Origin of the sequence: Corynebacterium sp. FDAARGOS 1242 (assembly GCF_016889985.1) — a bacterium.
Lineage (GTDB): Bacteria > Actinomycetota > Actinomycetes > Mycobacteriales > Mycobacteriaceae > Corynebacterium > Corynebacterium minutissimum_B.
This window is the reverse complement of the sequence record NZ_CP069568.1, coordinates 21,865-35,023: the sequence shown is the minus strand read 5'-3', so window position 1 is coordinate 35,023 and position 13,159 is coordinate 21,865. Positions and strand designations below refer to the sequence as shown.

The 13,159-nt window shown below is 59.7% G+C and carries 12 protein-coding genes; 6 read left to right on the top strand and 6 right to left on the bottom strand.

All coding sequences use genetic code 11. The annotated features are described in order from the left end of the window. Positions 1-39: 39 nt before the first annotated feature. On the top strand, positions 40-732 hold the full coding sequence (locus I6J72_RS00160; RefSeq protein WP_204099502.1) for a sensor histidine kinase: 693 nt from the start codon (positions 40-42) through the stop codon (positions 730-732). A 3-nt stretch (positions 733-735) separates the two neighbouring features. Beyond that, positions 736-1,392, top strand: a complete 657-nt coding sequence (locus I6J72_RS00155; protein WP_204099501.1) for a response regulator transcription factor — start codon at positions 736-738, stop codon at positions 1,390-1,392. 162 nt (positions 1,393-1,554) lie between these two features. Here the strand turns inward: I6J72_RS00155 and I6J72_RS00150 are convergent, their stop codons facing one another. Further along, entirely contained in the window at positions 1,555-2,367 is an 813-nt protein-coding gene (locus tag I6J72_RS00150) for an endonuclease domain-containing protein (protein WP_115024474.1), read from the bottom strand. Positions 2,368-2,460: 93 nt separating this feature from the next. On the opposite strand from I6J72_RS00150, the gene I6J72_RS00145 reads away from it, so the two are divergent. The 4 genes from I6J72_RS00145 (at position 2,461) to I6J72_RS00130 (ending at position 7,714) form a co-directional block, all read left to right on the top strand. Then, entirely contained in the window at positions 2,461-2,760 is a 300-nt protein-coding gene (locus I6J72_RS00145) for a rhodanese-like domain-containing protein (protein ID WP_204099500.1), read from the top strand. A 150-nt stretch (positions 2,761-2,910) separates the two neighbouring features. Then, positions 2,911-3,240, top strand: coding sequence for a type II toxin-antitoxin system HicB family antitoxin (locus tag I6J72_RS00140; protein WP_204100380.1), 330 nt, complete (start codon positions 2,911-2,913; stop codon positions 3,238-3,240). Positions 3,241-3,301: 61 nt separating this feature from the next. Further along, complete coding sequence (locus tag I6J72_RS00135; RefSeq protein ID WP_204099499.1) at positions 3,302-3,778, top strand: MarR family winged helix-turn-helix transcriptional regulator; 477 nt, start codon at positions 3,302-3,304, stop codon at positions 3,776-3,778. Further along, a complete protein-coding gene (locus I6J72_RS00130) occupies positions 3,779-7,714 on the top strand; it encodes a Pls/PosA family non-ribosomal peptide synthetase (protein ID WP_204099498.1) in 3,936 nt (1,311 codons plus the stop codon). Positions 7,715-7,721: 7 nt separating this feature from the next. On the opposite strand, the gene I6J72_RS00125 is transcribed toward I6J72_RS00130, so the two are convergent. The 5 genes from I6J72_RS00125 to I6J72_RS00105 form a co-directional block, all read right to left on the bottom strand. Then, positions 7,722-9,374, bottom strand: a complete 1,653-nt coding sequence (locus tag I6J72_RS00125) for a metallophosphoesterase (protein WP_204099497.1) — start codon at positions 9,372-9,374, stop codon at positions 7,722-7,724. Positions 9,375-9,545: 171 nt separating this feature from the next. Next, entirely contained in the window at positions 9,546-10,445 is a 900-nt protein-coding gene (gene ppk2 / locus I6J72_RS00120) for a polyphosphate kinase 2 (RefSeq protein ID WP_070670493.1), read from the bottom strand. A gap of 324 nt (positions 10,446-10,769) precedes the next feature. After that, positions 10,770-11,990, bottom strand: a complete 1,221-nt coding sequence (locus I6J72_RS00115; protein ID WP_231913912.1) for an IS30 family transposase — start codon at positions 11,988-11,990, stop codon at positions 10,770-10,772. Positions 11,991-12,496: 506 nt separating this feature from the next. Beyond that, positions 12,497-12,601, bottom strand: coding sequence for a porin (locus tag I6J72_RS00110; RefSeq protein WP_204099496.1), 105 nt, complete (start codon positions 12,599-12,601; stop codon positions 12,497-12,499). A gap of 59 nt (positions 12,602-12,660) precedes the next feature. Further along, positions 12,661-12,840 (bottom strand): PorH family porin, encoded by a 180-nt coding sequence (locus tag I6J72_RS00105; RefSeq protein WP_204099495.1) that lies wholly within the window; start codon positions 12,838-12,840, stop codon positions 12,661-12,663. Between the last annotated feature and the right edge of the window lie 319 nt (positions 12,841-13,159).

The following is a 13,159-nucleotide window of genomic DNA, read 5'->3' as shown; positions in this document are numbered from 1 at the left end:
CTACCCCTGCCGGGACCGCCGCCCGTTATGCTGTGAAACGTGTTCCGTAGAAAGCCCCAACCCACCACCCACGAACAGCAGCAGGCGGAGAAAATTGCGCAGCTCACGGCCTCGCGCCGCGCCATCGCGGATGCCTACGAGGTGGAGCGTGCCCGCATCGAGCGCGACTTGCACGACGGCGCGCAGCAATACCTCGTGGCCGCGAGCATGAAGCTGGGCGAAGCGCTTCTCGACGCCCCCTCTGACCTCACCGAGCTCCTCACCGCCGCCAAGCAGGACGTGGACCGCGGCCTGAATTCCCTGCGTACGACGGTGCACGGCATCCACCCACAGGTCCTGCAGGACCACGGTTTGGTGGCCGCGCTTGCCGACGTCTCCTCTTCCCACGGCCCCCACGTCAGCGTCTTCGCCCCGCATCCGTTACCCAAGCTCTCCGCCTCGGTGCTGGCCTGCGGCTACTTCTTCGGCACGGAGGCGCTGACCAACGCAGCGAAGCACGCGCCCGGCGCGCCAGTCTCCGTCTTAGTGACCGCGGATGCCTCCTTAAAGATCACCGTGGTGGATGAAGGACCCGGCGGGGCGCAGGTGGTGCAAGGCCATGGGCTGGCCGGGATGGCCGAGCGCCTCGCTGCCTTTGGCGGGGAGATGACTCTTTCTTCTCCGCCTGGCGGGCCGACCCGGGTAGCAGCCTCGATTCCCCTTCTTCTCAATCGCGGACAGTCAGGAGTTTAAAAAATGAGTTTAAGGATTGTGGTGGCGGATGATTCCGCCATCCTGCGCGAGGGCCTAGCCGGCCTTCTGGAGCGCCGCGGGCATTCAATTGTGGGCCAGGCTGATTCTGCCCCTTCACTCGAGGCGGTGGTGGACTCTCTGCGCGATGAGCTGCCGGACATCGTCATCACGGACGTACGCATGCCGCCGGGCATGGGCGACGACGGTTTGAAGGCCGCCGTGAACTTAAGAAACGCATACCCGGGTCTGCCCGTTATGGTGCTCTCTCAGTATGTGGCCCCCGCATACGCAGTCGAGCTCTTCGACTCGCCCGATGCCGGCACCGGCTACCTGTTGAAGGACCGCGTCTCCGAAGTGCGGGACTTCCTTTCCAGCTTGGATGTGGTGGCCCAGGGCGGCACCGTCATCGACCCCACCGTGGCGCAGGCCCTCATGAGCTCTGGGCGCAGCGGCCTGGGCGAACTCACCCCGCGGGAGCGCGAGGTGCTCGAATTGATGTCCCGCGGCAAATCCAACAAGGACATCGCCTCCGAGCTCGTCCTTTCTTCCGCCGCGGTGGCCAAACACGTCTCCAATATCTTCACCAAGCTGCGTTTAGACCCCAGCGAAGACAACCGCCGCGTCAAGGCCATCTTGGAGTACCTCTCCGCCCACCGCTAAAGCCCGCGCACCAGGTGGAACTCTTACCCCGTCGCGCTCTCCACCCGGCCTACGCTCACGTCAAAACTCCACCCCGCCTACGCCCACGGCAAATAAGGCCCAAATTTTCGCAATTTTTCGCCCTTATCTACCGTGAACGACATCAAACTGCCGAAAGACACCTCACACAAAGAACCGGTGCCACATCCACGGCGGGTCCAGATACCGCTTCGTCCCTTGTGCCACCCCGCGCACCTGCTCCACCACCTTGTCGAGGTGATGCTCAATTGTGGTCGCAGTGAAGTGGAGCGGCGTGTAACCGCGATGTACGGCGTCATTCAGCTTCTGACGGTCAAGCTCGAATTGGCGGCGGTTCTCCCCTCGGTGATAGGCGTAGCCGTCGACTTCGATGGCAATCTTGTGCTCCTCCAAAAGGAGATCCCACCGATAGGGCCCAATTTTGGCGTTGTTGCGCACCCTAAAGAAGGGCTCCAAAGCACGGGTAAGTGCCCGCTCAGGCACGCTATCCGCACCGATCACCGCCTTCTCCAACACGCGCCGAGTGTGCTGCGAGAACCGCCGAAAATCCATGGAGAGCAACTTCAACCGCCCTTCGGCGTCCCTGCCCGCAAGGAACTTTTCAAGGAACATCACCGCATGTCGTTCTTCCATGGCTTCCACTGCCTGCAGTGGATTGCAGACGTTGATCCCGTCATAGGGGAATACCCCCTTGGGGCGGGCTCGGCGACAGACATAAAAGCGGGTGTCTTCCAGGCCTTTTTCGCGTATGAGCTGCAGCGGAAACCCAGGTTTCCGCTCAAGAAGCACCATCGCCGCGGAATATCCGTCCAACGCACTGTCTGGCCAATGCCGGCTGAGCACTTGTGCTAGCTCGTATGCCGTTGGTTCACGTGGCAGATACAGCCCCCGCGTAATTTTGATCGCCTCGCCTTTTGCCGCTGCCGCCGAGCCAGCACGGCCGACAATCTCCTCCATATAACCCCCTCCGATCAAAAGCCCCACCCCCATACTGCTCACAGTAAAGTGCCCCCACCAGCCCTGCAACCGCGCCCACGTAAGCTGGGGCGCATGCAGAACGTACAACCTACCGAAGTACCCGACAACGCCCAGCTCATCGACGTCCGCGAGGACTTCGAGTGGAACACCGAACACGCTCAAGGCGCGACCCACATCCCCATGGGTGAGCTCGTTGACCGCCTCGACGAGATTGATCCGGACCGCGATATCTACGTCATCTGCCATGCAGGCGGGCGCAGCATGCAGGTCTGCCAGTACCTCGAACATGCGAAGGGCTGGGACGTCATCAACGTCGATGGCGGCACGGACGCGTGGAAAGCTCAGGGCTGCCCGATGGTTCACCCGAGTTAGCACCTACTTTCAACTTGGTACCAAATGCGGTACCATAAACTCGTGGTTTCCAAAGTCGATAAAGCTTTAGCGAAGATGCGAACCTCGCGAAATGATGTCCGGTTCTCCGAGCTACAACTTGTGTGTGACTTCTATTTCCAGGAACAGAACATGAACCTCGCCGACAAATACACCTATCAAACCGCCTGGTCCGAAGAGGATGGAGAATTCGTTGCCACAGTCCTAGAGTTTCCTTCCCTGTCATGGCTGGATAGCACTGCAGCCACCGCAGAAGCCGAGTTGCGCAGCGTCGTCGAGGAAGCTCTCGAAGACATGCAACGCAACAACGAACGCATCCCCGAACCATTTGGACAGCGCAACTTCTCAGGAAAGTTCAATCTTCGCATACCTCAGTCACTTCACCGAGACCTGACCATCGAAGCGGAGCGCGAAGGGGTGTCCCTCAACACTCTCATTGTGCAAAAGTTGGCTTCCGCATAAAACTAGTGGGACGCGACCCATGATTTAGGTTTGCGACGGTAGGCGATCTAGAATCATCGGCATGTCTTCATCAAATTCTGTTTCAATTCCTACCGCGCTGCTGGAGTCCCCCTCCTTCCAGCTGGAGCGCCTCCGCCGCCGCACCCGCGAAGGCGTCGAGGCAGCACTGCAGACCCAGCAGACCACCCTGCGCGAGTACTGGGTACTAACCTGCCTCGTGGAAGAGGCCGCTTCTTCCCAGTCCGCCCTTTCGGAAACCTTGGCTATTGATGCCTCCGATATGGTGCGCCTGCTGGATTCCCTGGAGTCCCGCAATTGGGTCAAGCGCGAACGCGATGCCAAGGACCGCCGCCGCCAGATCATTGCCTCCACCAAGAAGGGCGCGAAGGCCCACAAAGAGCTTGCCGTGCTCGTTGCGGAGGCGGAGGACGCTGCCTTGGACGAATCCACCAACAAGCAGCTCAAGCACCTGCGCAAACTGGCCACGGCCATCATTGCTGCAGATGCGTCCAACGACGCCGAAGGTGGTGATGCTTAAATGACAGACTCTGAAACTAGTCATGGTCGCCACGCACTCAAGACCGAAACCGCGAAGGTCCCCGAACAATATCTCCTGGGCTCCCTAGCCCCGCCTGAGCGCACCTTGTGGGACATCGTGCGCACCACTGCGGAGCAGTACCCGGATGCTGCAGCCCTCGACGATGGTGAGATCCTCACCTACGCCGAGCTGCTTGCCGACGTCTCCGCATGGGCCTCCGAGCTCCACGCTAACGGCGTGCGCCGCGGCGACCGCATCGGTATCCGTATGACCTCCGGCAAGCGCGAGCTCTACCTCGCCATCCTGGCCACCTTGGCCGCCGGTGCTGCTTATGTGCCCGTCGACGCCGACGACCCCGACGAGCGCGCCGAGATGGTCTTCGGCGAGGCCGACATCGACGGTGTCTTCACCGACGAGGGCTTCCGCATGCTGCGGGAGGTTGATGCCTCCCGCAGCGGCAATGAAGATGGTACGCCGTTCGAGGAGCCGCGCCCGGAGGACACCGCGTGGATCATCTTTACCTCCGGCTCGACGGGCAAGCCCAAGGGCGTGGCCGTCAGCCACCGCTCCGCGGCCGCCTTCGTTGATGCTGAGGCTGCCCTCTTCTTGGCCGATAGCCCGCATGGCCCGCTCGGCCCAGACGACCGCGTTCTGGCTGGTTTGTCTGTGGCCTTCGACGCCTCCTGTGAGGAAATGTGGCTGGCCTGGGGCCATGGCGCCTGCCTGGTCCCAGCACCGCGTTCCCTCGTGCGCTCCGGTATGGACTTGGGTCCTTGGCTCATTCGCCGCGACATCACGGTGGTGTCTACCGTGCCGACCTTGGCTGGCCTCTGGCCTGCCGAGGCCCTGGATAATATCCGCCTCCTCATCGTCGGCGGCGAAGCCTGCTCCCAGGAGCTCACAGACCGCCTGGCCACCGAAGACCGCGAGATGTGGAACACCTACGGCCCTACCGAGGCCACCGTCGTGGCCTGCGCACAACACATGCAGCCAGGCAAACCGGTATCGATTGGTTTGCCGCTGAATGGTTGGGACCTGGTGGTCGTCGATAAGCAGGGCGATCCCGTCGCCATCGGTGAGGTGGGCGAACTCGTCATTGGTGGTGTGGGCCTGGCTGCCTACCTGGACCCGGTGAAGGACGCGGAGAAGTACGCGCCGCTGGAATCCATGGGTTGGGAGCGCGCCTACCGCACTGGTGACCACGTGCGCCTGGAAGAGGACGGTCTGTACTTTGTGGGCCGCGTCGATGACCAGGTCAAGATTGGTGGCCGCCGCATCGAACTTGGTGAGGTCGAGGCCAACGTCGCCGCCTTGCCGAACGTATATAACTCTGCCGTGGCCGTGCAGAAGACTCCGGGCGGCGAGTCCGTACTCGTTGGCTATGTTTCCCTGGATGACCCGGACGCTGGTTTCGACCACGAGGCAGCCCATGCCCGCCTGGCAGAATCCATGCCGGCCGCGCTCGTCCCGCGCATTTGTGTCATGGATGAGTTGCCGATTCGTACCTCCGGCAAGGTGGACAAGAAGGCGCTGCCGTGGCCGCTGCCAGGAGTCGGCGTGGAGGCAGACGGCCTCAACCCAACCGAACAGTGGCTGGCGGAGCTGTGGGTGGACACCCTGGGCGTTTCTGTGGACGACGTCAACGCCGACTTCTTCTCCCTGGGTGGCACCTCTTTGGCCGCCGCCACGCTGGTGGGCCGCATCCGCGAGCGCTTCCCCACCGTGGCCGTGCGCGACCTCTACGACCACCCGCGTCTGGGTTCGCTCGCAGAGCAGCTGGCTGGTGCCGAGTCCGTCGAGGACGCCGGGCCTGCCCGCGAAGTCAAGCCCGTGGGCGCGGGCACGCGCATTGCGCAAACACTCATCCAGATCCCCGTCATGACGCTGGCTGCCACGACGTGGCTGGCCTGGCTGCTGTTGGGCTCCAACGTGGCGAACCTGCTCGGCGTGGAGTGGGCCATGACCACGCCATGGTGGCTGGTTGCCGTACTCCTCGTGGTCTTCGTCACCCCGGTGGGCCGCATCCCCATCGGCGGCTTTGGTGCACGGCTTATCACCGCCGGTATTAAACCCGGTGAGTACCCGCGTGGTGGCTCAACGCACCTGCGCATTTGGGCGGCGGAGCGATGGGCAAACGCCTCCGGCTCGCGTTCCATTGCGGGCGCGACCTGGGTCAACAACTATGCCCGCGCGCTTGGCGTCAAGATTGGTCGCGGCGTGGACCTGCACTCTTTGCCACCAGTCACGGGCTTGCTCACCTTGGGCAAGCATGCCGCCATCGAGCCGGAGGTGGACCTTTCTGGCTACTGGCTTGACGGCGATATCCTGCGCGTCGGCGCGATTGAGGTGAAGGAAGGCGCTCGTGTGGGCGCACGCTCGACGCTGCTTCCGGGCACCGTCGTGGGCAAGGACGCGCACGTGGAGGCTGGCTCCACCGTAACTGGCCGCAAGAAGATTAAAGATGGCCAGCGCTGGTCTGGTTCGCCTGCCAAGAAGGTGGGGCGAACCAAGCACCGCTTCCCGTCCCATGCCCCGAAGCGCCGTCCGTGGTGGGTCGCCATCTATGGCGCCACCTCCATCCTGCTAGCCATTCAGCCCATTGTGGCGCTGGCCGTGGGCGCGGCGGTCGTCGTGAGCCTCATTGCACTTACCGACGGCTCCCCCTTCATCGGTTCCCTCTTCTTCGCACCGCTCGGCGCCCTCGCTGCGTTTGCCACCTACATGCTTCAAACCTGGCTCGGTGTGCGCGTGCTCTCGCTTGGCCTCAAGCCAGGTGTGGCACCAGTGCGTTCCTTCAAGGGCTGGCGTCTGTGGGCCATCGAGCGTCTCATGGATGAGGCTCGCACGCAGCTCTTCCCCATTTATGCTTCCCAGCTCACCCCGGCCTGGCTGCGCTCCCTGGGTGCCACGATTGGCAAGGATGTGGAGATTTCCACGGCTGTCATGGTCCCTAAGCTCACTGAGGTCAAGGACGGCGCGTTCTTGGCGGATGACACCATGATTGGTGGCTACGAGCTCGGCGGCGGCTGGATGCTCACGGGTGAAACCAAGGTGGGCAAGCGCTCCTTTGTGGGCAACTCTGGTATTACGGGTCCGGGCCGCAAGCTGTCGAAGAATTCGCTGGTTGCGGTGCTCTCCTCGACGCCGAAGAAGACCAAGTCTGGTGCCAACTGGTGGGGCTCCCCGCCAGAGCGTATGCGCCGCGTCGAAGCCCACGTGGACGGTGTGGAAGGCGAATCCCTCACCTACAACCCGGGCTTCGGCGTTAAGGCCGCCCGTGGTGCGATTGAGACGATGCGCCTGCTTGCGCCGATGACCTCGGCCATGCTGCTGGCCGGCACGCTGTCTGCTCTCTACGCGCTTGCCGACACCTTCGGAATCGCCGCCGCCTGGGCAGCTAGCGGACTCGTCCTCATGGTGGCCGGTGCCATCGCGATGACGATTACCGTGGCCGTGAAGTGGATCTGCGTGGGCACGCAGACCCCGGGCGATCATCCGTTGTGGTCCGCCTTCGTGTGGCTCAACGAGCTGCAAGACACCTTCGTGGAGGCTGTCGCGGCGCCATGGTTCTTCACGCACACTTATGGTGCGGGCGAAATCAATCAGGGCTTGCGCGCCCTGGGCGTCAAGATTGGCCACGGCGCGTGGATTGATTCCTACTGGTTCCCGGAGACCGACCTGTGCTCCGTCGGCACCGGCGCCTCTGTGGGCCCTGGTACCGTGGTGCAGACGCACCTGTTCCAGGACCGCGTCATGAGCCTCGATACCGTGACCATCAGCGATGGCGCAACGTTGGCCTCCCACTCGGTGGCGTTGCCGGCGTCCGTCATTGGCTCCACCGCCACGGTGGGCCCTGGCTCCCTCGTTATGCGCGGCGATCAAGTCCCGCGCAACTCCGAGTGGCAGGGCAACCCGATTGAACCGTGGAAGAAATAAGAATTAGCTAACGGGCAAAGTCAACGACATCAATGATCTCGTTGGCTTTGAAATCCCAGGCCTCCACGCGGACGCGGTCAGAGAAAACCTTGACCCGCAGTCCGCTGGAGGCCTCTTCCTTTTCCTTGACAATCTTTTCGTCATGGTCGCCATCCGGCAGGTACTCATTGAGGATTGCGCCGGTGTTGACTACCGGGAATCCGGTGCGCCCGGCCTCGCCGGTGCCATCGTAGCGGCGCGTACCCCACCAGTTGTTCTGGCGAAGGGAAGAATGGCTGTGGCTGCTGAACCACACGATGTTGGTGTGCTTGTTGACTACGTTGGACAGGGCTTCAAGGTCCTCAAAGTCATTCTGGTACCACGCCGAATGGGACATCGACACCGTCTCAGGCAACAGCGGGTGGCTAAAGACGAGCGCCGGAGTTCCCTTCGCATCCCAATAGTTCAAACGCTCATCGAGCCAATCCAGCTGTTCCTGGCCCAGCCGCTGGAACGGTTCTTTTCCGCCGCGGTCAACGTCGGAATAGTATTCCGTGTTGACAGAAATGAGTGGAACGCCGTCGACCACAATCTCGTTCCACGGCTTGTCCTGGCCTGCATAGGTAAGGAAGCGCTTCAGATACGTTTCTGAGCCTTCCGGACCGTACATCTCGTGGTTGCCAATAGTCCACAGCTGCGTTCCCGCAGCATGCGGCGCTTCCTTCTGTGCCTGCAAGAACGTGTCCCACTGCTCTTGGGAACCGTCATCCACAAGGTCACCGTTGATGACCAACGCACCGGCTTTGTCCTCCATAGCGTTAAGCAGCCCAATTGCTTCCTTATAATCTTCGGGGTCGCCTTGAACATCGGATAACACATCGATGATGGCCTGCGGCTTGCCGGTGACCTCAGGCAAGCGCTTGACGACGCCCACGTTATCCACCGCCCACCACCAATCATCGTTACCGTTGGCGTAGGTGAACGTGACCTGCATGGACCGCGCGCCCGCTGGGACCTCAATAGGTAGCGACTCATGCTTGGAGAAGACATCGTGGTCGAATGACGCGATTGTCTGCGGTGCGGCTCCATCGAAGGACACCTGCACCATAGCGTTCTGTCCCTCTTTTCCTTGGCGGTAGTGATGATCAAACTCGAGGTTGATGTCACCTTGGCCCGCCACAGGAATGCTCGGGGACGTCAACTGGGCGGTCATGGCATCGGTGTCATTGAGGCGCTGTTGCTTGCTATCAATGATGACCAGATTGTCGTGGGCTTGAGTAAACCAATGACGCATGTCCGTCTCAGCAGCCCACGTCCAGTCACGGATCGTTGACGTAGTCCAGCCCTTCCACCGAGCTTCACCAGAGTTCACGCCGTCGACGGAGGACGTCCACCCCTCCGGCATACGGTGCGTAAAGCGGGCGGGATTCTCCACCTCATCAAAGCTCTCGTGCCAGATGACTCGGTTGTCCGTCGGTGTCGACGGAGTCTCCTCTGAATCTTCCGGAGCACCATCTTCGGACTTCTTGGAGCTACTGGAAAGATTCCACTTGAACAGTGAAGACGATGAGCTGGACGAGGAGGACAAAGAGCTGAAGGATGACTGGGCAGACGCGACCGGCGCTACAGCGCACAGGCCTGCGACGGCGAGCGCAGCAGGTGCAAGAAGGTGATATTTCATAATGAAGTGAATATCTTGCCTGAGCAACGGCAGGGTAACGCTGACATGAATTTTTTCACCTAATCTCACTGCACATCATCCCTCTGCCGAGATGCGCAAAGAGGCGGCAGGTATTCCTGCCGCCTCTCTTTCTTTCCTGACTCGCGCTACTGAGCGGTCAGTACGCGGTGACTAGTCACCAATCTGGTCGCGACCGCGCTTCACAATCTTGTCATCGACTTGACCCACCAGCTCGTGATCCTTGTTGGTGTACTCGAACTTGGAGAGCACATAACGCATAGCGTTGATGCGGGCACGCTTCTTGTCGTTCGACTTGATGGTGATCCACGGGGACTCATCAGTATCCGTGTAACGGAACTGCTCTTCCTTCGCGCGGGTGTAGTCATCCCACTTATCCAGGGACGCCAAGTCCATCGGGGACAGCTTCCACTGACGTACCGGGTCAATCTGACGGATAGCGAAACGAGTGCGCTGCTCCTTGCGGGTTACGGAGAACCACAGCTTGGTCAAGGAGATGCCGGAGCCAAGAAGCATGTTCTCCAGCATGGGAACCTCGCGGAGGAACTCTGCGTGCTGGGACTCAGTGCAGAAGCCCATGACACGCTCAACGCCGGAGCGGTTGTACCAGGAGCGGTCGAAGAAGACGATTTCGCCGCCGGACGGGAAGTGCTGAATGTAGCGCTGGAAGTACCACGAGGTGGACTCACGCGGGGAGGGTTTCTCCAGCGCTACGGTGCGGGCACCACGCGGATTAAGGTGCTCGTTGAAGCGCTTGATGGTGCCGCCCTTACCGGCAGCGTCGCGACCCTCAAAGATAATGATGTGGCGCTGACCAGTTTCCTTGGTCCAGTTCTGCCACTTCAGCAGCTCGATCTGCAGGGCACGCTTGATGGACTCGTACTCGTCGCGCGTCATGCGCTCCTCGTACGGGTAGTTCTCACGCCAGGTCTCGACAGGCGAGCCGTCCGGCATGATCAGCGCAGGATCGTCTTCATCGGAGTCGTCGACGACGTAGCCGTCGGTCTGTGCAAGGTCGATCTCGGGAAGTTCGTCGTCTTTAATGTCAGCCATGCTCATAATTCTATCTATGAACCAGACATCTGGCTGAGCAAATCTTTCCGCAGCCGCCCCATTTACCCCCACTTTCGGAAGAACGGCGGCATCGCCCGAGCCTTACCCGGCGTATCCCATCGCAACAAAGTACGTTTCTGACAAATAGCGCCCAGAGAATCCAAGATCCGGGGCCTTAAATGATCGATCCGTGCTTAGCTGCTACCACCACGGTACGTTTTCGCAACGAAGCACTGAATTTTCGAGATTCTAGGCCACTATTTACGAAAACGTACCGCGTCGTTCTAGTACCCGGCGGATTCTAGTGGTCGTGGAAACACGATTTTAGTTTTCGGTGGCATAGCTTAGCAGTTCGGCCATTTTTTCGGCTGGTTTGGCGAAGCCTAGGGTTGCGCGTGGTCTGTCGTTGAGTTGCATGGCAACGAACTCGAGGTCTTCTTTGGTGTGGACGGATAGGTCAGTGCCTTTGGGGAAATACTGGCGCAGAAGTCCGTTGGTGTTTTCGTTACTTCCTCGCTGCCAGGGTGATCCTGGATCACAGAAGTACACCGGACAATCGGTGGCAATGGTAAATGATTTATGGCCGGCCATTTCACTTCCTTGATCCCACGTCAGCGAACCACGCAGGTGTGCTGGTAGCTGTTGGATAGTCTCGACGAGCGCGTTGCGCACTTCTACAGCACCATGCCCGTTGGGCAGATGCAGCAGCATGACGTATCTGGTGCTGCGTTCGACAAGCGTGCCGATAGCTGATTTGTTTCCCTTGCCCAAAATGAGGTCGCCTTCCCAATGTCCTGGAACAGCGCGGTCGTTAACCGTTGCTGGTCGTTCGGAAATCATCACCATGGGGTCGCTAAATCGCTGGCGGGCAATACGCTGGTTGCGTGGCTTTCTCACAGCACGGCCTTGGCGCAGACATGCGGCGATTTCTTTCTTCAACTCGCCTTTAGCTTGGAAGAACAACGACATATAGATAGTTTCAGGACACACCCTCATAGTGTCATCGTCAGGGAAGTCCAGACGCAACCTTCGGGAAATCTGCACCGGTGAATATCGCTTCTTCAACATCGCCCACACCGCATCACGCAATGCTGCATGTGTGTCCAGTTTGCGTGGCTTAGGCCGGAATCTGCGCAGCACGGACTTCCGATGAGCTGCATGCGGCAGATACAACCCCAATTCGTCACGGTTGCGTGTCATTTCCTTGCTTATTGTTCCCGGTGAGCGACCCAAATGCCGGGCAATAGCACGCACGCCTAGGCCTTGACGGTACAAGTCGGCGATAAGTTCACGTTCCTCGACGGATAAATATCGAGGACTAATACGTTTGTCTATCGCGTGCTGTGGGATAACTTCGACGGGCACTGCTTGACGGCCGTCAACATAAGGCAAAACCTGCATAAGTCTTTTATAAAGCTCAGTGTCTGGCCCATCGGGAACAAACGGCACACGCCCGACACCATTGAGCTTGGTTACTCCTTTATCGATGTCTAAAGCCTCGCGCGGATTAATACCGACGGCTTTTGCTGCGTCTTTTCGGCTCATCGCACCAGAACGCAGCATCAAATACTCGCACCGACGCGACGTGGCACTAGCCCGACGGCCATGCGGATTGCGCTGCCACAAGCCAAGCTCAATACCAATGCGGTACACAACACTGGTTCCTACATTAAGCCGCATTGAAATATCTGACGGCTTCACACCCTGCTTCCATAGCGCTTCAATGCTTTCTGTAACCGAAGCAGAAGTCGACTTCTGAACGCGCACAGGAAGTTGATACTCACGAGCCAGCCGATACGCAACACTCAAGCTAAGCCCCAGTTCCAACGCCGCACTACGAACACTACGACCGCCTGAAACCAAGCAACACAGCTGCTCCACCACATCCGGCGAAGGCTCCCAACGACTCGACACCACAAACACCACCAATCAAGGTCAGGTGTTTCCACGATCCTTAGAATCCGGGCCCGGCGGTTAAAACATGAGTAACCCCGCTCGCCCATCGTGGGGAGCGGGGTTTAACGCTTAGTTCTGCGTGAACAGCGTGCTGCTTAGAGCAGGCCGATCAGCTTCTTGGCGCCGGAAGCCATGTCACCCAGGTTGTAGAGGATGGTGAGGATATCGCCGATGATGCCGGTGGAAGAAAGGGTACCCATTGTAAATCTCCTTGGGATTGAAAGTGTGTGTTTAGTGCTGCCCCATTAGGGGAGCAAGCTTACTTGGAGGACAGGCCCTCGAGAGCGGAGGTGTCCGGCTCGATGGTGTAGTCGCTGCCCTGAGATACTGCACCGGAAATGGTGTCAAAGACCTTAGCGAAGCCGCCGAAGAGCTTCTTGATGCCCTCAGCGAAATCAGCGAAGTGGCCGAGCTGGTCAGCGATGAAAGAAAGATCCATTATGGTCTCCTCTTGTGAAGTCCGGGTAGAGAATGTGCCCGGAGGGGTTTGCGGTTTGCAGACACCCTCAGCGGGCGTCACAGGAAACTATTTTGGCACACCTCCCCCGCAATGCAAATGGATGACGTCGTTACTTTCCTCACTGAATCGATGCCCCAAACAAACATTCGCCAAATGTTATTTATTAACCTTTTGTTCACTTTGCCTGCACAAACCCCACCAGCTGCGGAAACGCAGCTCTTTAAAGTCCACCGAGATAAAAGTTTGCTCGGACATGTAACAACAACTCCACAGAGAGCGATTCATAGGTGCCAGAAGC